Genomic DNA, 22,035 nt, shown 5'->3' on the forward strand with positions numbered 1-22,035 from the left:
GTTGGGGTACGCATCCGGCGGTGCCGGCCGCTGGCCGGCACTGCCGCATCCTTACTTCTCCCGTCGCCAGTTCAGCGAACCACGGTTTTCCACCGTGCTCGATTCCACTTCGATATCGAAGCCACGGCGCAGCAGGTACTTCAGCGTGATCACCGAGCCCGCGCCGACCAGCGACACGCCATAGCCCACGTACAGCTTGGGCGAGATGTACTTGCCGACACCGATCACCGAGCCGCCCAGCGCGCGTGACTGGCTTACGCCGGCGTCGTCCAGGCCCAGCTTGGCACCCAGCTGCGAGGCGATCAGGCCGCTGCCGGCCGACAGCGCCGCCGATGCCGCATTGACCTGCTGCGCCTGGTCGCTGCTGGCGCCGGTCATGCTGCGGCCGAGCACCAGGTAGGCCAGCGCTTCGGACTGCGACATCGCCGGATCGGACCAGACATCGGCACGCGGCTGCTGCGCGCGACCGGTGACGTCGATGCCGGCGGTGACATCGCCGATCCGGCGTTCGGCACGGATGTTGATGCGCGGATCGGAAACGGCGTTGTAATTCCAGTTGAGGTTGCCGCGGGTGATGGTCAGGTCCTGGCCGTACGCCTTGTAGCGGCCACTCACTTCCAGGCCGCCATTGGCGGTCATCTCACGGCCAGGCTTGGCCCACACCTGCATCTTGCCGGTCAGTGCACCCTTCAGGCCGAAGCCGGTCATCTTCACCTTGTCGCCCAGGCTGACGGTCAGCTCCATGTCCAGCGGCGAGGTACGCGATTCTTCCGGATCGGCCGGGTCCAGCACCACCACATCCTCGGACACCGAGGTGCCGCGATCCAGGCGCTCCAGGTCGATGTCCGCTTCCGGTACGTGCACCACGCCACGCAGCTCCATCGCGGCCTGGGCCAGGGTGAAGTCGAGGTTCGGGTTGGCGACGATGCGCAGTTCACTGGTGTTGGACAGCAGCACGTTCTCGCCGTGGATGTTCAACTGCAGCGGCTGTGCATCACCGAACCAGGACAGGCCGCCATCGACATACAGCGTGCCCTGCCCGGAATTGGCCTGCGCGGTGATCTTGGCCGAGCCGTCGGGCTGGGCGACGAAGCTGCCCTTGCCCTGGTCGAAGGTCAGGCCCAGTGCCGGGAATTCACCCTTGAAGTTGCTCAGCTGCGCGTCGCCGCCCAGCGAGGGCTGGCCGCGGGTGCCACGCAGGCTGACGTGACCTTCGATCAAACCGGTCGGGCGCACGATGTCCGGCGAGAACAGCTCCAGCCAGTACAGCCGCGACATGTTGAGGTAGAGCTCGCCGTTCAACGGGGCACTGGCTTCCCAGCCGGTCTGCATCTTCGCATCGACGAAGCCGTTGCCCTGGAAGCCCATGCCCAGATAACCCTTGATGCTGGCCGGGGTCATGTCCAGCTTCAGCGAGAACTGGTCATAACGCACCAGTTCGCCACGGTTGTCGCCCACGCGGTTGCGGTTCTCGCCCAGGCGGATGCCACCTTCGGCCGAACGCACTTCCACATGCCCCTCCCACGCATTGCCGCGCGGGCGGATCTGCGCATCCAGGGTCAACTCGCCACGCACATAGATGCGGCGGCCCGCCTGCGGTGGCAGCCACGGCTGCACCAGCGACAGCGGCAGCGCATCGCCGCGCACCACCAGTCCTTCGCGCGGCCAGTTGGCATGCGCGCACAGCGCGCCGCCGGTCGCCGCACCCAGGCAGGTTTCACCCAGCGTATAGGTGCCGCCGTTGATGGCGAATGCGGCCGGCGCTCGCAGCGCCCACGCGTCCCCCTTGGACGGCGCGATGCGCAGCGTGGCCAGTTCACCGCGCCATTGCGCGCCCTGCTGGCGCACGCTGCCCTGCAGATCAACGGCCCCCAGCTCATTGTGGGCCTGCGCTGCCAGGCGCAGGTTGGACACACTGCCCTGTGCATCGATGTTCAGCCGTTCCAGCAGCATGCCGGCGTTGACCTGCTGGCCCTGGATCGCCAGCGTGCCACTGTCGCCCCGCCACGGCAGCCGGCCCTTGATGCTCAGATCCGCGGCGCCATAGCCATCCCAGTTCAGATGATTGCCGACCAGGTCGGCGCTGATGTCCGGCGCGTCACGCGGCCCCTTCACCTGCACCTGGCCACGCAGGCCGCCATCGGCGCCCGGCAGCAGATCGCTCAGCTGCAGCGGCTCGAAGCGCGCCTCGATGTCCAGCCGATCGCCGACCTTGCCCGAGGCGGTCACCCGGCTGCTGCCGACGGCCAGCTTCAGCTCGCCCTGGCCCTGGTCGCCCTGCAGCGCGAACTTGCCCTGCGCGTCGACGTTGCGCTGGCGCAGGGTGCCCTTCAGCGCGGGCAGGTCCACGGTTGCTTCCAGTGTGCCTGCGGTGCCGGGCGGCGCATTGGCCGGAGGCGGCAGCTGGCGGCCCTTGGAGGCCAGGTTGCCCGACAGCCGTCCGTCCCAGCCCGGTGCGAAGTAGCCCGGGTCGAAATCCTTCAGCGTGGCCTTGGCATCCCAGTCCAGCTGCGGCGACCAGGCCACCTGCCCTTCCACCTGCAGCTGGCCACCGGGCGTCTGCGCCAGCAGCTCGCGGATCGCGGCGGACTGGTCATTGCCGCGCACGTCGAAGCGCAGCTGTGCCTTCTGTTTCTCCCGCTCGACGTCGGCGCGGCCGATCGCCGCCCAGGCCTTCAGGGTTCCGGCCAGGCCGAAGCGCGCTTCCTTCAGCGTCACCGGTACCGGCGCGCTGCCGGCGGTGTTCGGGTCCGGTGCCGGGACATAGGTCAGATCGTGCGCGACCACCGAGAAATTGAGCTTCTGCTGGCCTTCTTCGCTGAAATCGGCGGTGCCTTCCAGGCGTGCTTCGCCGCCCAGGCCCTGGACCACCAGCGGCGAGACCTTCAGCACCTGGTCCTGCAGCGAGACCACCGACGGTGCCAGTTCAAGTTGCTGCTCGCCCTGCTTCAGCGTGCCGCGCAGGTTGGCGTTGCCGCCCTTGCCCGATGCGGTGAAGTCCAGCGCCAGCGGCGCGATGGCCGAACTGGCCAGCGCGGGTGACAGCAGCGCCAGGTCCAGTTCCTCGCTGCGCACGGTGGCATTCCAGGTCGGGTCGGTACGGCCGTCGAACACCAGCATCGCGCGCAGTGGCTTGGGCGCACGGCCGGCCACGGCCACTTCCATGTGCGCCAGGTCGCCACGCGCGACCAGTCCCAGCGTGGCTGCGGTACGCCCACGTGGTGCCGGCAGCACCGCGGTGACGGTGAGGTCGGTGTCGTAGTCGTCGGCCGGGATGTAGCGACCCTGCGCGGTGAAATCGCCCATGTCGCTGTCCACGACCAGCTTCCGGGCCTGGAACTCGCCATTGGCGATCTCGATGCCACCGCGCACGCGGCGGATGTCGATCACCGGTTCATGGGCCTGGCTGATGCGGAAACCGTCGATGGCGATCACATCGGCCTGGATCGCCAGCGGCATTTCGATCTGCGGCAGCGAATCAGGCCACGACGGCAGCGTGAACGGCTCCTCGCTCTTGGCCAGGTTGAGCGTGGCGTTGGTCAGTTCCAGCCTGTCCAGCAGCAGCTTGCGGCCCAGCAGCGGTCGCAGGTCCGGTTCCAGGTGCGCACGCTCGGCATGGAAATGGATGTCGTCATAGCGGAAGTCGACGTTGTACAGCGTCAACGGCCCTGCCACCGGCCCGTCCACCTTGTCCCAGGTGAAGCTGGCACCCACTGGCAGCCGGGCCACCACCTGCGCCAGCAGCACATCGCGGCCGGCCACGGTCTGCAGCAGCCAGTACACCGCCAGCAGGGCCAACAGCACCAGGCCGATCACGCCGGCTCCGGACCATGCCCAGAAGCGGCGGCGGCGATAGAAGCGCACGCGGGGCGGCGGCGTGCTCGGCGACGGCGTCGGTGCGGGCGTGTTCACAGGTCCGCTCCAATGTTGAGGTACAGCTGGAACTGCGAATCCGGGTTGTTCAGGCCGTGCGCGATGTCGACGCGCACCGGGCCCACCGGCGATTTCCAGCGCACGCCGAAGCCGACGCCGGTATGCAGGTCGATGTCGGTATCGAAGGCACTGCCGGTGTCGACGAACACCGCCGCGCCCCATGGGCCGCCGTTGAAGTAGTGCTCATACTCGGCCGACCCCACGACCAGGTGCTTGGCACCCAGCGCGTACTTGTCCGGTGCCGGCGTCCGTGGCCCGACTTCACGATAGGCGTAGCCGCGGATGCTGCGGTCGCCACCGGCGAAGTAGCGCAGGCTGGGCGGCATCGCCACCAGATCGCTGGTCCAGGTGGTGCCTCCTTCGCCGCGCAGGATCAGGCGGTTGGTCTGGCCCACCGGGATGTACCAGCGCAACACCGCATTGGCCTGCACGAAGCTGGTATCCGACCCCACACCCTCGACGCCGGCGCGCAGCGTGCCGGTGCCGCTGATGCCCTTGCGCGGGAACAGTTCGTCATCGACGTTGACGTAGTCGGCAACGATCTGCGGGTAGACCAGGGTCGAGGTGTTGTAGACCGCGTCGGTGAACTCGGTGCCCGAAGCATAGCGCCAGCGCTCGCGCAGCGCGTTGATCGAGGCGATCGCGGTCCAGTGCTCGTTGATCTCGCCGCTGCGGCTGGCGATCAGCTTGAAGTTGCGCAGGTCGATGTAATCGGTCTGCTCGTCGTATGCGCTGGCGGCGAAGGTATACCAGCCATCCAGCCAGGCGAACGCAGGAATCCGGTAGCTGGTGATCAGGCTCTTGCGCTTCTGCGCGTAGTCCAGCTGGGTGTTCATCTTGTGGCCGCGGCTGTTCAGGTAGCGCCGCTCCAGGCCGCCGCGCACACCGGCACCGCTCTCGCTGCCGTAGCTCAGGCCGTAGGAATAGATGCTGCGCTTTGCCCGTGTCAGCTTGACATCGACCGGCACCTCGCCGTTCTCGTCGGCCTGGTCCGGGCGCGGCTGGATGTCGATCACGCTGAAGTAATCGAGCTTGGTCAGCGACTCGCGCAGCCGGTCCAGCTTGCCTTCGTGGAAGTAGCTGCCCTGCTCCCAGTACACCAGCGGATCGAACAGCTTGTCGACGAAATAGTCCTGCTCGAAGGTCACCGGGCCCATGTTGTAGCGGCGGCCACTGTCCCAGGTCAGGTCGATGTCAGCGGCATTCTCGGCGCGGGTGATCTGCACCTGGCGCTGGGTATAGTCGGCATCGAAGTAGCCACGCTCGGCCAGGCGGCGGGTCACGGTGATCTTGCTGGCTTCGTACTGGGTGTGTTCGAAGCGCTGGCCCTTGCGCGGCTTGAAGGCGGCCAGGTCGTCCTGCAGGTACTGGTCGTACATGGCCGGCCCGGTGATGTCGATGTGCTCGCGGCGCACCCGCACCGGCTCACCCTTTTCGACATGGATCAGCACGGTGACACGCTCGTCCTGGCGTGGCGCCTCGACCTTGATCACCGGGTTGTAGTACCCGAACGGCTCCAACGCCTGGCGGGTCTGGCGCTCGGCCTGGGACAGCAGGTATTCCAGGCGTGACTCGCCCTGCTGCTTGCCGATCGTGTCGTACAGCGACAGCGATTCCTGGATGTTCTCGATGATTGCGGCGTCGTCGCCCTTGTCCAATCCCTGGATGTCCACCTTGTCGATGGTGCCGCGCGCATGGGCCACGGACGTGGCGGCAAGCGAGAGGAACATCAGGGGCAGGGCGTATTTCGTTGGCTGCATGCGGCACAGCATACCGACCGGAGGTGACGATGCGAAATGCATCACGCCATTGGCGATCGGTTGTTAAGTGGCGGTCAAAATACGCCCGGTTGTGGCGATCATCGCAAGCGGGGAAGACGATGCCGGCATCGCGCGCGATGCCGGCAATGACCCCGATGGACATCCGCCCGGTAGCGCCGGGCCATGCCCGGCGAGCGCCCAGCGCGGCCCGCGGAAAAGCCGCCGGGCATGGCCCGGCGCTACCTGCGGTGAGCGATCAGCTCGACAGATGCTCGATCGCCGCCACCTTGCCCAGGCGCTCGCCCAGCAGGGTCAGCAAGGCCAGGCGGTTGCCGCGCAGCGCCGGGTCTTCGGCATTGACCATCACGCCATCGAAGAAGGCATCGACCTGCGGACGCAGGCGCGCCAGGCGGGCCAGCACCGCCACATAGTCCTTCTGGTGCAGGCTGGCGCCGGTGTCGTCGATGGCCGCGGTCACCGCTTCGGCCAGCGCGCGTTCGGCGTCTTCCTGCAGCAGCGAGGTGTCGATCTGCTGCGGAATGTCGCCTTCGGCCTTGCGGAGAATGTTGCGGATGCGCTTGTTGGCCGCGGCCAGGGCCTCGGCCTCCGGCAGCGCGGCAAACGTGCCGATCGCGTCAAGACGCCGGTCGAAGTCGTACAGCGAGGCCGGCTTCAGCTCGGCCACCGCGTTGAAGTGGGTGGCCGGCACGGCCTTGTCGGCGTAGTAGCCCTTCAGGCGGTCGAGGATGAAGTCGTACAGTTCGCCGACATCGGCCTGCACGTTGCGCGCGGCCAGGCCGGCGTTGGCGCTGGCCAGCAGCGCGCGCAGGTCCAGCTCGAAGCCGCTTTCGATGATCGTGCGGGCCAGGCCCAGTGCATTGCGGCGCAGGGCGAACGGGTCCTTGTTGCCGGTCGGCTTCAAGCCGGCGGCAAAGCCACCGGCCAGCGTGTCCACGCGTTCGGCGATCGCCAGCACCTTGCCCAGCGGCGACAGCGCGATATCGTCACCACCGAACCGCGGCTGGTAGGCCTCGTCGATCGCCAGCGCGACCTCGGGCGACTCACCACCGGCCACGGCGTAGTGGCGGCCGGCAATGCCCTGCAGTTCCGGGAATTCGTTGACCATGCGCGACTGCAGGTCGTTCTTGGCCAGCTGCGCGGCACGCTTGGCCAGTACCGGGTCGGCGCCCACCTGCGCGGCGATCACCTCGGCCAGTGCCACCACGCGCGCGACCTTGTCGGCCACACTGCCCAGCTTGGCCTGGTAGGTCACCGTCTTCAGGCCTTCGCCCATGGCCGCCAGGCCCTGCTTCAGGTCCTCGTCGAAGAAGAACTTGGCATCGGCGAAGCGCGGACGGATCACCCGCTCATAGCCCTTGGCCACTTCGGCCACGTCCTTCGATTCGATGTTGGCGATGCCGATGAACTTCTCGGTCAGCGTGCCGCCGTCATCCAGCACCGGGAAGAACTTCTGGTTGATCTCCATGGTCTCGATCAGCGCTTCCTGCGGCACCGCCAGGAACGCACGTTCGAAGCTGCACAGCACCGCCGACGGCCACTCGACCAGGTTCACCACCTGCTCCAGGTTGTCTTCGGTGATGCGCGCACTGCCACCGGCCCTGCCGGCAGCCGCTTCGACTTCGGCCACGATGCGGGCGCGGCGCTCAGCCGGATCGACCAGCACGTAGGCCGCGCGCAGCGACTCGATGTAGTCCTGCGGCTGGGTCAGCCACACCGTCTTGTCGTGCAGGAAGCGGTGGCCACGGCTCATGCGGTCGGCCTTCAGACCAAACAGCTCGGCCTCGACCACGTCACCGCCGTGCAGCAGCACCAGCCAATGCACCGGGCGGGCGAAGCCCCAGCTGTGGTCGCCCCAGCGCATCGGCTTGGGAATCGGCATGCCGGCGATGGCTTCACGCAGGATCTCCGGCAGCAGCGCGGCAGTACGCGCACCCGGCGTCACCGCGCGGTGCACGAAGCGCTCACCCTTGTTGTCGGTGGTCTTCTCCAGCGCGGTCCAGTCGATCCCGGCCTTGGCCGCGAAGCCCTGCAGGGCTTTGGTCGGCTGGCCTTCGGCGTCCAGTGCGATGTTCAGGTAAGGGCCCAGCACTTCGCTGTGCTGTTCGGGCTGTTCCAGGCCGACGCCCGGCAGCAGCACGGCCAGCCGGCGCGGGGTCGACAGCGGGCGGGCATCGCCCAGTTCCAGTGCGACGCCGCGCTTGCGCAGGCCGTCGACAACGCCATCGAAGAAGGCCTGGGCCAGGCCCGGCAGCGCCTTGACCGGCAGCTCCTCGGTACCCAGTTCGATCAGCAGGGGGGACAGTTGGCTCATCGTTTCAATCCTGTGGTGGGGGCGCAGCGCGCGACGCGTCCGGCGCCCCGGAGTAAGGGGAGAGCGGCCGTCAGGCCTTCTTCGCGCCCGGGAAGCCCAGCTTCTCGCGCTGCTCGTAGTAGGCCCGGGCCACCGCCTGGGCCAGCGCGCGCACGCGCAGGATGTAGCGCTGGCGCTCGGTCACGCTGATCGCGCGGCGCGCATCGAGCAGATTGAAGGTGTGGCTGGCCTTCATCACCTGCTCGTAGGCCGGCAGCGGCAGGTTCACTTCCACCAGCTTCTGCGCTTCGCGCTCGCAGGCGTCGAAACGGTGGAACATTTCTTCCACGTCGGCATGTTCGAAGTTGTAGGTGCTCTGCTCCACCTCGTTCTGGTGGTAGACATCGCCGTAGGTCACCGGCTGGCCGTCCGGACCGTAGGTCCACACCAGGTCGTAGACGTTGTCGCAGTTCTGCAGGTACATGCACAGGCGTTCGAGACCGTAGGTGATCTCGCCCAGCACCGGGCGGCACTCCAGGCCACCGGCCTGCTGGAAGTAGGTGAACTGGGTCACTTCCATGCCGTTGAGCCAGACTTCCCAGCCCAGGCCCCAGGCGCCCAGGGTCGGCGACTCCCAGTTGTCCTCGACGAAGCGCAGGTCGTGCACCAGCGGGTCGATGCCCAGCGCCTTCAGCGAATCCAGGTACAGCTGCTGGATGTTGTCCGGCGCCGGCTTCATCGCCACCTGGTACTGGTAGTAGCGCTGCAGGCGGTTCGGGTTCTCGCCGTAGCGGCCATCGGTCGGGCGGCGCGAGGGCTGCACGTAGGCCGCATTCCAGCCTTCCGGACCGATCGCGCGCAGGAAGGTGGCCGGATGGAAGGTACCGGCGCCCACCTCCAGATCGAGCGGCTGGATGAGCACGCAGCCCTGCTGGGCCCAGAACTGGTTCAGGGTCTGGATCAGGCCCTGGAAGGTGATCGGAACGGTCGGGGTCGCGGACATGCGGACGAGTCTTGGCCGGCAGAGGGGTGCGCTAGTATAACGGCCGACCTGCGGGGCATTCCGTACCCGGAAGGAGCAGGTAATGGATCATCGGCTGCCTGCGGGTACGCCCGGCCAGACAGGGGCGGTACCGCTGCCGCCCGGGCGCCTGCAGTTCGAACAGGTGGCGGCCGCATTGCTGGCCGACGGCGTGGTTGCCGCGCAGGAGCGCGAGCGCATACGGTTTTCCGCGCAGGGCGCCCGCAATGCCAGCGAGGTGCATCCGCTGGTGCTGCTGTCCAATCTCAAGCTGGCCGCCAGCGACGGGGGCGAGCTGAATCTGGAGCGCCTCACCGAATGGCTGGCCCAGCGCACCGGCAGCCGGTATCTGCGCATCGACCCGACCCGGGTCGACGTCGCCTCGGTCACCGCGGTGGCCTCGCACGCCTACGCCCGCCGCCACCGCTTCCTGCCGCTGGCGGTCGATGCCGAACGCGTGCTGGTGGCAACCAGCGAGCCGCTGGCGCAGGAATGGCTGCGCGACCTGCAGCACCTGACCCGGCGCCGCATCGATCTGGCCGTGGTCAATCCGCTCGACCTGCACCGCTACACCATGGAGTTCTTCGGCGTCACGCGCTCGGTGCGCGGTGCGCGCGGCGACGTGCGGGGCGAGACCAGCACCACCCTGCCCAGCTTCGAGCAGCTGGTCGAGCTGGGCCGTACCGGCGATGTCAACGCCGATGACCAGCACATCGTCCATATCGTCGACTGGCTGCTGCAGTACGCCTACGAGCAGCGCGCCTCGGACATCCACCTGGAGCCGCGCCGCGACATGGGGCGCATGCGCTTCCGCATCGACGGCGTGCTGCACAAGGTGTTCGAAGTGCCGCCGGCGGTGATGACCGCCGTGGTCAGCCGCATCAAGGTGCTCGGCCGCATGGATCTGGCCGAGCGCCGGCGCCCGCAGGACGGCCGCATCAAGACCCGCTCGCCCGGCGGCCGTGAGGTGGAAATGCGGTTGTCGACCATGCCCACCGCCTTCGGCGAGAAGTGCGTGATGCGCATCTTCGACCCGGATGCCGCCTTCAAGAGCATCGACCAGCTGGGTTTCAGCCCGCAGGAGGCGGCCGGCTGGAATGCGCTGGTCGAGCGCCCGCACGGCATCGTGCTGGTCACCGGCCCGACCGGCTCGGGCAAGACCACCACCCTGTATTCGACGCTGAAGCGGCTGGCCACGCCGGACGTGAACGTCTGCACCGTGGAGGACCCGATCGAAATGATCGCGCCCGAGTTCAACCAGATGCAGGTGCAGACCAACATCGACCTGGATTTCGCCAGCGGCGTGCGCACGCTGCTGCGGCAGGACCCGGACATCATCATGATCGGCGAGATCCGCGACCTGGAGACCGCGCAGATGGCGGTCCAGGCCTCGCTGACCGGCCACCTGGTGCTGTCCACCCTGCACACCAACGACGCGCCCTCGGCGATCACCCGCCTGCTCGACATCGGGGTGCCGCACTACCTGCTGGCCTCCACCGTCAACGGCATCCTCGCCCAGCGCCTGGTGCGCACGCTGTGCCCGCACTGCAAGCAGCCGCACACGCTGGGCCGGGCCGACTGGGCGGTGCTCGCTGATAGCGAAGCGGCATATCCAGATGCCGCCACGCCCTGCCGGCCGGTCGGCTGCCTGGAGTGCCGGCGCACCGGATTCCTCGGCCGCGTCGGCCTGTATGAGCTGCTGCCATTGGGTTCGCGGCTGCGCAGGCTGATCCGCGCGGACATGGATCTGGCCGCTTTCAACCGCGCCGCGCGTGCTGAAGGACTGCGAACCCTGCGCCAGGCCGGGCTTGAAAAGGTGGCGCAGGGGCTGACTACAATCGAGGAAGTCCTGTCAGTGCTGCCGCCCCCGGATGAATCCAGCGCCTTTCCTGATCCTTGAAACCGGCCGCCCCGTGCCGTCGCTGCGCCGGTACGGGCGCTTTCCGCACTGGATCCGGGTCGCCGCCGGCCTGGAGGAACACGAGACGGTGGTGGTCGACGTCGAGCACGGTGACCCGTTGCCCGCTGCCGGTGCCTTCGCCGGGGTGCTGGTGACCGGCTCGGCCGCCTTCGTCACCGACCACGCCGAATGGAGCGAGCGCAGTGCCGCCTGGCTGCGCCAGACCGCGCACGACGATGTGCCGGTGTTCGGCATCTGCTACGGCCACCAGCTGCTGGCGCATGCACTGGGCGGCGAAGTGGCCTACAACCCGGCCGGGCGCGAATCGGGGACCATCGAACTGGCGCTGGATCCCCAGGCCGAGCAGGATCCGCTGTTCCAGGGCCTGCCGACCCGCTTCGCCGCCCACGCCACCCACCTGCAGACCGTGCTGCGCGCGCCCGATGGCGCGGCGGTGCTGGCCCGTTCGCCGCTGGATGGCTGCCATGCCTTCCGCTGGGGTCGCCAGGCGTGGGGCGTGCAGTTCCATCCCGAGTTCGCCACCCACCACATGCGCGGCTACATCCGCGCCCGCGCCGACTGCATCGGCCGCCACGGTGGCTGCGCGCGCAGCATCGAGCGTGCGGTGAGCGCCGCGCCGCTGGCCCGCCAGCTGTTGCGCCGGTTTGTCCGCCAGGCGCGGCTGTCTTCAGCCCAGCCGGCGGCAAAACAGGGATAATCGGCGGCACGGGCAGCCGCCCGGCCCCTCCTGTCCCTCCCCGGATGTCCATGAAAGAGATTCGCAAGCTGCCAGCTTCGGCGGGCGCCCAGTGGTTGCTGGATACGTTCTCGCTGTATCGGCGTGCGCCGCTGCAGTTGGCCCGGATCGGCCTGGCCTGGTTGCTGGTGAACTGGGTGGTCACCCTGCTGGGCACGATGCTGCCCGGTGCCGCCGGCCTGGCCCTGCAGATGATGACGCTGGTGATTTCGCCGGTGATGTTCGGCGGCATGCTGTACGCCATGGGCGAGATCGACCAGGGCCGCCCGGGCCTGGCCTCGCACCTGCTGCAGCCGATCCGCGACCGCCGCGTCAGCCACCTGCTGGTGCCGCTGGCGATCCAGGTGCTGGCGGTGCTCCTGCTCGGCGCGCTGCTGTACCTGATGATCGGCCGCGAAGGCTTTGCGGCCTTCAGCGATACCATGACCAAGATGCAGGAGCTGGGCCGCAGCGGGCAGCAGATCAGCCCGGAAACCGCCGCCGAGCTGGTGGCCAACCTGCCGGCGCAACGCATCGCACTGTGGATGCTGCTGGTGTTCTGCACCGCCGTCGCGCTGACCCTGGCGATGTTCACCCAGCCGGCGCTGGTGGTGTTCGACCGCCAGAGCGGCATGCACGCGCTGCGCCTGAGCCTGCAGGGCTGCATCGAGAACATCGGCGCGACCGCCGTGTTCACCCTGCTCGGCCTGATCGCCGCCTTCTGCGTCTACGTGCTGTTCGTGATCGTGGTCCAGCTCGGCATGCTGCTTGGCGGCCCGCTGGCGGCGGCCTTCATCGCGCAGCTGGCGTTCACCACGGTGCTGATGCCGCTCTATGTCGGCGCGGTCTATGCCGCCTGGAAGCAGATGTTCGTGCACCGTGGCAGCCGCGGCGCGCCGCCGGTGCCGACCACCCCGACCTCGAGCGACATCTTCCACGCCTGACCCGGTCGCGCGGTGGCGCCGGGCCATGCCCGGCGGGCGCAGACTCCATCGGCTTCAGCAACGCCGGGCCTGGCCCGGCGCGGCCGCATCACGCGGCGGGTTTCTTCACCACCGACGATGGCACCAGCCAGCGCGCGGCGTGGATGCCCAGTTCGTACAGCAGGCACATCGGGATCGCCAGCATCAGCTGCGACACCACGTCCGGCGGGGTCAGCACCGCCGCCACCACGAAAATGCCGACGATCGCGTATCCGCGGCCTTCCTTGAACTGCTGGGGTGTCACCCAGCCCAGCAGCACCAGGATCACCATCGCCACCGGCAGCTCGAAGCTGCCGCCGAAGGCGAAGAAGATCGCCAGCACGAAATCCAGGTAGGCGTTCGCATCCGGGGTGATCGCAATCACGTCCGGGCTGAAGGTGGTGAGGAAGTGGAACACCGCCGGCAACACCAGGAAGTACGCGAACGCGCAACCGGTGTAGAACAGCAGGACCGACGACACCAGCAGCGGCACCGCCAGGCGCTTCTCGCGCGCATACAGCCCGGGCGCGACGAACGCCCACAGCTGGTACAGCAGCCAGGGCACCGCCACGAACAGGGCGACGAAGAAGGTCAGCTTCAGCGGAGCAAAGAAGGCGCCGGCCGGGTTGGTGGCGATCATCGTCTGCCCGTTCGGCAGCTGCGAGACCAGCGGTTCGGCCAGGGCGTTGTAGAGCCGCTGGGTGAACGGCAACAGGCCCAGCAGCACCACGCCCAGCCCCAGCAGCGCACGCACCAGGCGCCCGCGCAGTTCCACCAGATGTTCCACCAGCGAGCTTTCGCCGAAGTCCTGATCGCTCATGGCCGGCGCTCCTGGAGGGCAGGCACGTCGGCCGACGTCTGCGCGGGGGGTGCGGTCGTGGCGCTGCCGGTCTCCGGCGCCGCCACGCTGCCGCCTTCCGGCGCGGCCGGTGCAGGAACGGGGCTGTCGGCCAGGTGGGGCGGCAGGTCCGCCGGTGCCGGCGCACGTACCTCGCGGGTCAGCGTGTCGCTGTGCTGCTGCATCTGCTCGGCCTCGCGGCGCACGGCTTCGCCGCTGGCGCGCAGCTGGTTCTCGGTCTCCTGCATGCCCTGGCGCACGTCCTGCATCTGCCGCTTGATCTCGTCAGCCTGCAGTTCACGTTCCAGTTCCTGCTTGACCGAATCCCATTGGTTGCGCGCACGGCGCACCCACAGCCCGGCGAAGCGGGCCGCCTTGGGCAGGCGCTCGGGGCCGAGCACCACCAGGGCGACCACTGCGATCACCAGCAGTTCGCTGAAGCCGATATCAAACACCGCGACCGCTCCGGATCAACGTGCGTTGCGGTCGTGCTCGTCCTGCGCGGTGCGCGCGGCGTCCTGGCTGCGCGACTCGTCGCCCAGCTGCGCGTTCGGCTTGTCTTCGTCGCGCATGCCCTTCTTGAATTCCTTGACCGCAGAACCGAGGTCCTTGGCGCCGCTGGTCAGGCGCTTGGTGCCGAACACCAGCAGGACGATGGCCAGCACGACCAACCAATGCCAGATGCTGAAACTGCCCATAAGACGCTCGTTTACGTGAGTGATCAGAGTGTCGAGCATAGCGCACCGGCTGTAAGCCGGCGCGCGTGACGAAAGTCAGTTGTTGCCCAGTGTCTCGGTGCGGATTTCACCATCGTTGACCGGCTGGAAGCCCTGCTGTGCCGGCGGCGGGGTCTGCGGCACCGCCTGCAGCGGGGCGGTGGTCGCTTCAGCCGGCGCGGCCGGGGCGGCCGGCGGCGCCTGAACAGGGGCCGGTGCGGCGCTGGCGGCCGGGCGCGGTGCGGCCTCGCCAGTGCGGTTGTTGCGCGCCGCGTAGGTGGCCTCTTCCAGGCGATCGCGGAAGGCGACCACATCCATCGACGGCGAACCGGCCGCACGCCCCTCGAAGATCATCCGCGGCGTGGTGTTGCTGCCATAGGCATCCAGGTTGGCCGCGTCGTCGATCTGCAGGATCGCGCCATCCAGCGCCACGCCGGCGAACAGGCCACGCGCACGCGACCACGACCAGATCTCGGCCTTCAGCTGGCCATCGGTGGCCGCCGCCGCGTTGCGGCCGACCGGGCCGGCGGCAACGCCGGCATCGGCGCCAAGGGTGAACTTGCCGTTGACCAGGTTGTCGAGGCTGCGGTCATTGCGGAACACCAGCACCACATCCGACGACTGCACACCGGCCTGGAAGCCGATGCTGCCACCGGTGAGCTTGATGAATACCGGGTTCGACCACGCGCCGTTGGGCATGCGGACCGACATCAGGCCGTGGCCGCGGCGGCCACCGATGACCAGGCCTGCCTTGATCGTGTCGGGAATGACGATGACCGCGCGGCCTTCGTCGAGCAATTTGTCCGGAATACCCTGTTCAGGGATTTCCTGGATTTCAGCCAGGACGCGCACCGCGTTGCGGGCGCGCTGGTCTTCCTGCGGTCCGGCCATGGCCTGGCTGGACAGCAGGCTGGCGGCGATCAGCAGGGCTTGGATCGGGCGACGCATGGCAGGCTCCAGAAGTCAGTCCATAGGAAGATATAGCAAGTGACTGAAATTAGTAGTGTTGTGATGAATCTCCAATGAGCGCTGCCTGCCGCGATCAACGCGCTCGATGCGCGCGATCGAACACCTGCATGCCGGCGCGGCGATGGATCGGCGACAATACCCGCCATGCTCGACGCACCCGATACCGCCGTGCTGGCGGTCAACCTAGGCACGCCCGAGACGCCGACGGCTCCTGCCGTACGCCGTTACCTGGCTGAATTCCTCTCCGACCCGCGTGTGGTCGCGATCCCGCCGCTGCTGTGGCTGCCGCTCCTGCGTGGCCTGATCCTGCCGCTGCGCAGCGGCCGGTCGGCGGCCAAATACGCCCAGGTGTGGCTGGCGGACGGTTCACCACTGATGGTCCACACCCGCCAGCTGGCGCAGGCGATGCAGGCGCTGCTGCCAACACTGCGCGTGCGCCACGCCATGCGCTACGGCGCGCCGGCGCTGACCGCCGAACTGGACCGGCTCGCGGCCGAGGGCGTGCGCCGCATCGTGGTGCTGCCGCTGTACCCGCAGTATTCGACCACCACCACCGCGTCGGTCGAGGATCGGGTCGATGCCTGGCAGCGCCGCAATCCCGGCATCACCGTCAGCCTGGTGCAGGATTATTCGATCGACCCGGACTGGGTTGCCGCCGTCGCCGCGTCGATCCGGCACCACTGGCAGCAGCATGGCCGCGGCCAGAAGCTGATGTTTTCCTTCCATGGCATTCCACAGCGCCTGGCCGACGCCGGTGATCCCTACCCGCAGCGGTGCGAGGCCAGTGCCCGTGCCATTGCCGCCGCACTCGACCTGACCGCCGACCAATGGCAGCTGGGCTATCAGTCGCGCTTCGGCCGCGAACGCTGGCTGCAACCGTATGCCGAGCCGAGCCTGTGGGCATTGGCGGATGCGGGGGTGAAGCGGATTGACGTGGTCTGCCCCGGGTTTGCCACCGATTGCCTGGAAACGCTGGAGGAAGTCGCGATGGGATTCAGCGAGACGCTGGCCGAGCGCGGTGCGCAGATGCACTACATCCCCTGCCTCAATGCCAGTGCCGAGCACGCGCGCGCATTGGCACGCCTGGCCGTGGCATCGCTGGCATGAGCCTGCAGCCGTTTGAACTGGAGGTGGGCGGTGCCCGTGTCGCCGGCCTGCGCCAGCGCGGGCCGGGTCCGCGCGTACTGGCACTGCACGGTTGGCTCGACAACGCTGCCAGCTTCGTACCGATGGCGCCGCATCTGCCGGAGCTGGACCTGGTGGCGATCGACCTGCCGGGGCACGGCCACAGTGCGCATCTGCCGGTCGGTGCGGTCTACACCACGCCGGCGGCGATCACCCACGTACTGGATGTCGCCGATGCGCTCGGCTGGGACCGGTTCTGCCTGGTCGGGCACTCGATGGGCGCCGGCATCGCCAGCCTCACCGCTGCGGTCAGCGACCGCGTCGAGAGGCTGGTGGCCATCGAGGCGCTGGGTGGCCTGCGCGGGCCGGAAGACGAAACTGCGTCCCGCCTGCGCGACCATGTGACGGCAAGCCGCGCCCTGTCGCGCAAGCAGCTGCGTGTATTCCCCGACCTGGCCGCGCCGATACGCGCGCGGATGATGACCAACCAGCTCAGTGAAGGATGCGCGCGGCTGCTGGTCGAGCGTGGCGTGGAAGCGGTGGCGGGCGGCTATCGCTGGTGCAGCGATCCGCGCCTGATGCTGCCCACCGCAATCCGGCTCAGCGAAGGCCAGATCGACAACCTGCTGCAGGCCATCGCCTGCCCCACCCAGGTCATCTACGCCACGCCCGCACAGCCGTACTACCCCGAGCCGATGCGCAGCCAGCGACTGCAGCACCTGCGTGACGGCCGCCTGGCGGTGTTCCCCGGCAACCATCATCTGCACATGGAACAGCCGGCCCAGTGTGCTGCGGTGATCGAGGCCTTCCTCGGCGCCAACGGCAACGCCGGCTGACCACGCAGCGGCGCACGCGCTTCACTCTGCAGCGGTGCGGCCGATAGAACGGTAGCGGGTCCCTGTACCCGCAGCACGCAGGCCTCTGTGCCTGCGGCTCGTTCTTGGTTCTGCAAGGAAGGCCGCATGTCCCGTCTGCTGCACCGTCATCCACAGGACGTGGCCACGGTGTCTGTTCCCTCCGCTGCCGCTGGCAGCGCATGTCCCCCATTCCTGGTCCGTGCCGTCTCCGCGCCCGTGTGCGCGGGGCCTGGCACGGCCATGGCCGTTCGTTGATCCAGGAGTTGCTGATGTCCCTTGTTCCCTCGCGCCCGCCCGATCCGGGCCGCCCTCCCTATCTGCAGCAGCTGGCGCGGCGGGGTGATCGCCGCTTGCTGCTGGGAAGCGCCGTGCTGGCGCTGTGCGCGGTTGCTGCGGCCGCCCGTACAGGGACGTCGCCGAGCGCACTGATCGCCGCCGCCTGTGTGCTGCCGGCCGCATGGCTGGGCGGCCGCCACGCCGGCCAGGCGGTGGCGCGCAACGGTCTGGCGATCCTGCTGGCCGTGCAGGTGGCCCTGCTGTGCCGGCTGGCGGCGCTGGACGTCGCCCTTCCCACCGCGCTGCTGCTCGGCGCGCTGCTGGGCCATCGCGACCGCCTGCCACTGTGGCTGGCCGGCCTTGTGGGCGTGCTGGCCTCGCTGCTGCCACTGTTCGGTGGTGCCGATCTGCGCACGGCGCTCTTCAATGCCGGCACCGCGGCCGCGCTGGCGGTACTGCTTGGCCAGGCCGCCGCACGGCTGCGCCAGCAGAGCGAGGCGCTCGGCCAGGAACCGCGCCGCCTGGCGGCGCTGGCGCGCGACATCGCGACCGGTGCCTCGCTCGACGCACACACCGACGCCACCGCGCAGGCGCCGGGTTCGCTGGCACACGCGCTGGCCAGCACCGCGCGCCACGTGCAGGCACAACGCGCGCGTGACGCGGTGATCCATGCAGAGAACGCGCAGATCCGCCAGGCCCTGGACGTCTCGCGTACGGCGATGATGATTGCCGACACCGACCACGTCATCCGCTACGTCAACCGTTCGGTGGTGGCGCTGCTGCGCAACCAGCAGGCAACACTGCGCCAGGCATTCCCGGATTTCGACGCCGAGCGCCTGGTCGGCAGCAGCATCCATCGTTTCCATGCAGACCCGGCCCGCATCCGCGGCATCCTCAACGGGCTGCAGGCCACGCACAACGGCAAGGTGCGGATCGGCCCGGTGCATTTTGCACAGGTGGTCACACCGGTGTTCGACGCGCAGGGCGCGCGACTGGGTTTCGCCGTGGAATGGCATGACCGCACCCATGAACTGACCCTGGAGAACGCGGTGGCCGGCATTGTCGACGCCGCCGCCCACGGCGACCTGGAGCAGCGCTTGCGCAGCAGCGAAGGGGCCAGCTTCCTCGACGGCCTGACCGGCGGCATCAACCAGCTGCTGGATACACTGGGCACGACCGTGGATGAAGTGCGGCAGATGCTCTCGGCAATGGCCAGCGGTGATCTGGAGCGGCGCATCCAGGGCGAGCATCACGGCGCATTCGCCGCGATCCAGCGCGATGCCAACGCCACCGCCGGCCAGCTGGCGCGCATGGTCGGTCATATCCAGCACTGCGCTGCGGCGATCAGCACCGCAGCTCGCGAGATCGCAGCCGGCAACAGCGCGCTGTCCGAACGCAGCGAGCGCCAGGCGGCACACCTGCAGGAAACGGCCGCATCGATGGAGGAACTCACCGCGACCGTGCGCCAGAATGCGGACCATGCGCAGCAGGCCAGCACGCTGGCCGCATCGACCCAGCAGGCAGCCAATCAGGGCGACCAGGCGATGCAGCGGGTCGTGGACACGATGCAGGCGATCCAGGCGGCGTCGAAGCGCATTGGCGACATTACCGGCGTGATCGACGGCATTGCCTTCCAGACCAATATCCTGGCGTTGAATGCTGCGGTCGAGGCGGCACGTGCCGGTGAGCAGGGGCGGGGGTTCGCCGTGGTCGCCAGCGAGGTGCGGGTGCTGGCCCAGCGATCGGCCGCCGCCGCACAGGAAATCAAGGGCCTGATCGACGAGGCCGGACGCCAGGTCGGCGAAGGCGCCCAGCTGGTGGCCGATGCGGGCCAGCGCATGCGCGGCATCGTGGCGGGGGTGGAGAATGTCAGCCACCTGATGCATGAGATCTCAGCGGCGTCGCAGGAGCAGTCCGGCGGCATCGAGCAGATCAACCAGACCGTGGTGCAGATGGACCAGGCGACGCAGCAGAACGCTGCCCTGGTGGAGGAAGCCGCTGCCGCAGCCCGTGAACTGCAGTCGCAGGCCGCAGCGCTGACCCAGGCGGTCTCGGTATTCGGCCAGGCGCAAGCGCAGCGTCCTGCGCTGATTGCCTGACGGGCGGCGCCCGGTCGCATGTCGGTCGAGAAAGGGCGGCGTCCGCAGGACGCCGCCCTTTTCCTGTATGCGGTTGCGAGCTGTCCGCGCTGGCGTTGTTGTTGCCCTGGCACTGGCCTTGGCGTTGTGGATGCTTTTGCCCACCGCGTCGCCCACCGCTGGCTGCGGGCGCCGTCGCGGCGGTCGTCGGCACTGTGGGTCAGTGCCCTGAAGACAGGGCCGGAAACCCCGGCGCGGGCGCTCGGGCCGGGCAGCAGCCAGCGCTGCCCGCGTGCCGGGCTGCCATGACGGAGAATGGACCGCTTGATGTTCCCGCGCGCAAAGAAAAACCCCGCTGCATGCGCAGCGGGGTTTTCGGGGTGTAAACCCTGGCGATGACCTACTCTCGCATGGCTTAGGCCACACTACCATCGGCGCAGCTACGTTTCACTTCCGAGTTCGGGATGGGATCGGGTGGTTCCATAGCGCTAATTTCACCAGGGAGGCGGTTGGAGCGTCGCCATCCATGAAACGGATAAGGCGCCTGCCTCTCGTAGTTCTTGTGACGTAGCGTGCACTTGGATCTATCGACATGTCATGTCGGCCAAGGCAACTTGAGGTTATATGGTCAAGCCTCTCGGATCATTAGTATCAGTTAGCTCAATACATTGCTGTACTTACACACCTGACCTATCAACCACGTAGTCTACATGGTTCCTTCAGGGGGCTTGTGCCCCGGGAGATCTCATCTTGAGGCGCGCTTCCCGCTTAGATGCTTTCAGCGGTTATCGCTTCCGAACATAGCTACCCGGCAATGCCACTGGCGTGACAACCGGAACACCAGAGGTTCGTCCACTCCGGTCCTCTCGTACTAGGAGCAGCCCCTCTCAAATCTCCAACGCCCATGGCAGATAGGGACCGAACTGTCTCACGACGTTCTGAACCCAGCTCGCGTACCACTTTAAATGGCGAACAGCCATACCCTTGGGACCGACTACAGCCCCAGGATGTGATGAGCCGACATCGAGGTGCCAAACACCGCCGTCGATATGAACTCTTGGGCGGTATCAGCCTGTTATCCCCGGAGTACCTTTTATCCGTTGAGCGATGGCCCTTCCATACAGAACCACCGGATCACTAAGTCCTAGTTTCCTACCTGCTTGATCCGTCGATCTTGCAGTCAAGCACGCTTATGCCTTTGCACACAGTGCGCGATGTCCGACCGCGCTGAGCGTACCTTCGAGCTCCTCCGTTACTCTTTAGGAGGAGACCGCCCCAGTCAAACTACCCACCATACACGGTCCCCGACCCAGATAATGGGCCCAGGTTAGAACGTCAAGCACGACAGGGTGGTATTTCAAGGATGGCTCCACTGCAGCTAGCGCCACAGTTTCATAGCCTCCCACCTATCCTACACAGACGAACTCAACGTTCAGTGTAAAGCTATAGTAAAGGTTCACGGGGTCTTTCCGTCTTGCCACGGGAACGCTGCATCTTCACAGCGATTTCAATTTCACTGAGTCTCGGGTGGAGACAGCGCCGCTGTCGTTACGCCATTCGTGCAGGTCGGAACTTACCCGACAAGGAATTTCGCTACCTTAGGACCGTTATAGTTACGGCCGCCGTTTACTGGGGCTTCGATCAAGAGCTTCGCCTTGCGGCTGACCCCATCAATTAACCTTCCAGCACCGGGCAGGCGTCACACCCTATACGTCCACTTTCGTGTTTGCAGAGTGCTGTGTTTTTGATAAACAGTCGCAGCGGCCTGGTTACTGCGACCCTCTTCAGCTATAGCTCGCACGAGCCACCAAAAAGGGTGCACCTTCTCCCGAAGTTACGGTGCCATGTTGCCTAGTTCCTTCACCCGAGTTCTCTCAAGCGCCTGAGAATTCTCATCCTACCCACCTGTGTCGGTTTACGGTACGGTCTGCGTAAGCTGAAGCTTAGGAGCTTTTCCTGGAAGCGTGGTATCAGCGACTTCGTCTTAAAGACTCGTCTCGGTGCTCGGTCTTAGAGGATCCCGGATTTGCCAAAGATCCAAACCTACCGCCTTTCCCCGGGACAACCAACGCCCGGTACGCCTAACCTTCTCCGTCCCTCCATCGCACTTACGCGAGGTGCAGGAATATTAACCTGCTTCCCATCGACTACGACTTTCGTCCTCGCCTTAGGGGCCGACTCACCCTGCGCCGATTAACGTTGCGCAAGGAAACCTTGGGCTTTCGGCGTGCGGGTTTTTCACCCGCATTATCGTTACTCATGTCAGCATTCGCACTTCCGATACCTCCAGCGGACTTCTCAATCCACCTTCAACGGCTTACGGAACGCTCCTCTACCGCGCATAACAAAGTTATGCACCCCAAGCTTCGGTTCTGTGCTTAGCCCCGTTAAATCTTCCCCGCAGACCGACTCGACCAGTGAGCTATTACGCTTTCTTTAAAGGGTGGCTGCTTCTAAGCCAACCTCCTGGCTGTCTGTGCCTTTCCACATGGTTTTCCACTTAGCACAAAATTTGGGACCTTAGCTGTGGGTCTGGGTTGTTTCCCTTTTCAC

General features: G+C 67.1%; 14 protein-coding genes and 2 rRNA genes (1 of these 16 only partly in view). 6 read left to right on the plus strand and 10 right to left on the minus strand.

Features of this window, described 5'->3' with window-relative positions; all coding sequences use genetic code 11:
• Positions 1-51: 51 nt before the first annotated feature.
• The 4 genes from Q5Z10_RS20995 to glyQ form a co-directional block, all read right to left on the minus strand.
• Positions 52-3,912 (minus strand): translocation/assembly module TamB domain-containing protein, encoded by a 3,861-nt coding sequence (locus tag Q5Z10_RS20995; protein WP_303637268.1) that lies wholly within the window; start codon positions 3,910-3,912, stop codon positions 52-54.
• Complete coding sequence (locus Q5Z10_RS21000) at positions 3,909-5,705, minus strand: autotransporter assembly complex protein TamA (protein WP_303637269.1); 1,797 nt, start codon at positions 5,703-5,705, stop codon at positions 3,909-3,911. Before Q5Z10_RS21000 ends, Q5Z10_RS20995 begins: the two co-directional genes overlap by 4 nt.
• Positions 5,706-5,949: 244 nt before the next feature.
• Positions 5,950-8,025 (minus strand): glycine--tRNA ligase subunit beta, encoded by a 2,076-nt coding sequence (glyS, locus tag Q5Z10_RS21005; RefSeq protein ID WP_303637270.1) that lies wholly within the window; start codon positions 8,023-8,025, stop codon positions 5,950-5,952.
• Positions 8,026-8,095: 70 nt separating this feature from the next.
• On the minus strand, positions 8,096-9,007 hold the full coding sequence (glyQ, locus tag Q5Z10_RS21010; RefSeq protein WP_303637271.1) for a glycine--tRNA ligase subunit alpha: 912 nt from the start codon (positions 9,005-9,007) through the stop codon (positions 8,096-8,098).
• Between the two features lie 82 nt (positions 9,008-9,089).
• On the opposite strand from glyQ, the gene Q5Z10_RS21015 reads away from it, so the two are divergent.
• From Q5Z10_RS21015 to Q5Z10_RS21025, 3 genes are read left to right on the plus strand one after another with little or no spacing between them, the layout of a single operon-like run.
• Positions 9,090-10,925 carry a GspE/PulE family protein gene (locus Q5Z10_RS21015; protein ID WP_303637272.1) on the plus strand — a complete coding sequence of 612 codons (1,836 nt, stop codon included), beginning with the start codon at positions 9,090-9,092 and terminating at the stop codon, positions 10,923-10,925.
• Entirely contained in the window at positions 10,897-11,643 is a 747-nt protein-coding gene (locus tag Q5Z10_RS21020) for a glutamine amidotransferase (RefSeq protein ID WP_303637273.1), read from the plus strand. Before Q5Z10_RS21015 ends, Q5Z10_RS21020 begins: the two co-directional genes overlap by 29 nt.
• A gap of 50 nt (positions 11,644-11,693) precedes the next feature.
• Positions 11,694-12,605, plus strand: a complete 912-nt coding sequence (locus tag Q5Z10_RS21025; RefSeq protein ID WP_303637274.1) for a BPSS1780 family membrane protein — start codon at positions 11,694-11,696, stop codon at positions 12,603-12,605.
• Positions 12,606-12,693: 88 nt separating this feature from the next.
• Here Q5Z10_RS21025 and tatC read toward each other — a convergent pair whose 3' ends face one another.
• The 4 genes from tatC to Q5Z10_RS21045 all read right to left on the minus strand — a co-directional run bounded on the left by tatC (position 12,694) and on the right by Q5Z10_RS21045 (position 15,125).
• Complete coding sequence (gene tatC / locus Q5Z10_RS21030; protein WP_303637275.1) at positions 12,694-13,443, minus strand: twin-arginine translocase subunit TatC; 750 nt, start codon at positions 13,441-13,443, stop codon at positions 12,694-12,696.
• A complete protein-coding gene (gene tatB, locus Q5Z10_RS21035; RefSeq protein WP_303637276.1) occupies positions 13,440-13,916 on the minus strand; it encodes a Sec-independent protein translocase protein TatB in 477 nt (158 codons plus the stop codon). Before tatB ends, tatC begins: the two co-directional genes overlap by 4 nt.
• Before the next feature lie 15 nt (positions 13,917-13,931).
• Positions 13,932-14,159 carry a Sec-independent protein translocase subunit TatA gene (tatA, locus tag Q5Z10_RS21040; RefSeq protein WP_303637277.1) on the minus strand — a complete coding sequence of 76 codons (228 nt, stop codon included), beginning with the start codon at positions 14,157-14,159 and terminating at the stop codon, positions 13,932-13,934.
• Positions 14,160-14,234: 75 nt separating this feature from the next.
• Positions 14,235-15,125, minus strand: a complete 891-nt coding sequence (locus Q5Z10_RS21045) for a lipid-binding SYLF domain-containing protein (protein WP_303637278.1) — start codon at positions 15,123-15,125, stop codon at positions 14,235-14,237.
• Positions 15,126-15,290: 165 nt separating this feature from the next.
• Here Q5Z10_RS21045 and hemH point away from each other — a divergent pair, with 165 nt between their 5' ends.
• The 3 genes from hemH (at position 15,291) to Q5Z10_RS21060 (ending at position 19,503) form a co-directional block, all read left to right on the plus strand.
• Positions 15,291-16,253, plus strand: coding sequence for a ferrochelatase (hemH, locus tag Q5Z10_RS21050; protein WP_303637279.1), 963 nt, complete (start codon positions 15,291-15,293; stop codon positions 16,251-16,253).
• A complete protein-coding gene (locus Q5Z10_RS21055) occupies positions 16,250-17,107 on the plus strand; it encodes an alpha/beta fold hydrolase (RefSeq protein ID WP_303637280.1) in 858 nt (285 codons plus the stop codon). Before hemH ends, Q5Z10_RS21055 begins: the two co-directional genes overlap by 4 nt.
• Positions 17,108-17,397: 290 nt before the next feature.
• Positions 17,398-19,503 (plus strand): methyl-accepting chemotaxis protein, encoded by a 2,106-nt coding sequence (locus Q5Z10_RS21060; protein WP_303637281.1) that lies wholly within the window; start codon positions 17,398-17,400, stop codon positions 19,501-19,503.
• A 366-nt stretch (positions 19,504-19,869) separates the two neighbouring features.
• Here Q5Z10_RS21060 and rrf read toward each other — a convergent pair.
• Both rrf and Q5Z10_RS21070 read right to left on the minus strand, forming a co-directional pair.
• Positions 19,870-19,984: ribosomal RNA gene (rrf, locus tag Q5Z10_RS21065) — 5S ribosomal RNA — on the minus strand.
• Between the two features lie 122 nt (positions 19,985-20,106).
• Positions 20,107-22,035, minus strand: a 23S ribosomal RNA gene (locus Q5Z10_RS21070) (it continues 951 nt past the right edge of the window).

This window comes from Stenotrophomonas sp. 704A1 (assembly GCF_030549525.1).
Classification (GTDB): Bacteria; Pseudomonadota; Gammaproteobacteria; order Xanthomonadales; family Xanthomonadaceae; genus Stenotrophomonas; species Stenotrophomonas tuberculopleuritidis.

What these genes read in the sequence shown, in the direction of transcription:
- Q5Z10_RS21000 (WP_303637269.1), bottom strand. Translation starts at nt 5,705, where the DNA reads ATGCTGTGCCGCATGCAGCCAACGAAATACGCCCTGCCCCTGATGTTC.
- glyQ (WP_303637271.1), bottom strand. Translation starts at nt 9,007, where the DNA reads ATGTCCGCGACCCCGACCGTTCCGATCACCTTCCAGGGCCTGATCCAG.
- tatC (WP_303637275.1), bottom strand. Translation starts at nt 13,443, where the DNA reads ATGAGCGATCAGGACTTCGGCGAAAGCTCGCTGGTGGAACATCTGGTG.
- Q5Z10_RS21025 (WP_303637274.1), top strand. Translation starts at nt 11,694, where the DNA reads ATGAAAGAGATTCGCAAGCTGCCAGCTTCGGCGGGCGCCCAGTGGTTG.
- Q5Z10_RS21020 (WP_303637273.1), top strand. Translation starts at nt 10,897, where the DNA reads ATGAATCCAGCGCCTTTCCTGATCCTTGAAACCGGCCGCCCCGTGCCG.
- glyS (WP_303637270.1), bottom strand. Translation starts at nt 8,025, where the DNA reads ATGAGCCAACTGTCCCCCCTGCTGATCGAACTGGGTACCGAGGAGCTG.
- tatA (WP_303637277.1), bottom strand. Translation starts at nt 14,159, where the DNA reads ATGGGCAGTTTCAGCATCTGGCATTGGTTGGTCGTGCTGGCCATCGTC.
- hemH (WP_303637279.1), top strand. Translation starts at nt 15,291, where the DNA reads ATGCTCGACGCACCCGATACCGCCGTGCTGGCGGTCAACCTAGGCACG.
- Q5Z10_RS21060 (WP_303637281.1), top strand. Translation starts at nt 17,398, where the DNA reads ATGTCCCTTGTTCCCTCGCGCCCGCCCGATCCGGGCCGCCCTCCCTAT.
- Q5Z10_RS21055 (WP_303637280.1), top strand. Translation starts at nt 16,250, where the DNA reads ATGAGCCTGCAGCCGTTTGAACTGGAGGTGGGCGGTGCCCGTGTCGCC.
- Q5Z10_RS21045 (WP_303637278.1), bottom strand. Translation starts at nt 15,125, where the DNA reads ATGCGTCGCCCGATCCAAGCCCTGCTGATCGCCGCCAGCCTGCTGTCC.
- Q5Z10_RS21015 (WP_303637272.1), top strand. Translation starts at nt 9,090, where the DNA reads ATGGATCATCGGCTGCCTGCGGGTACGCCCGGCCAGACAGGGGCGGTA.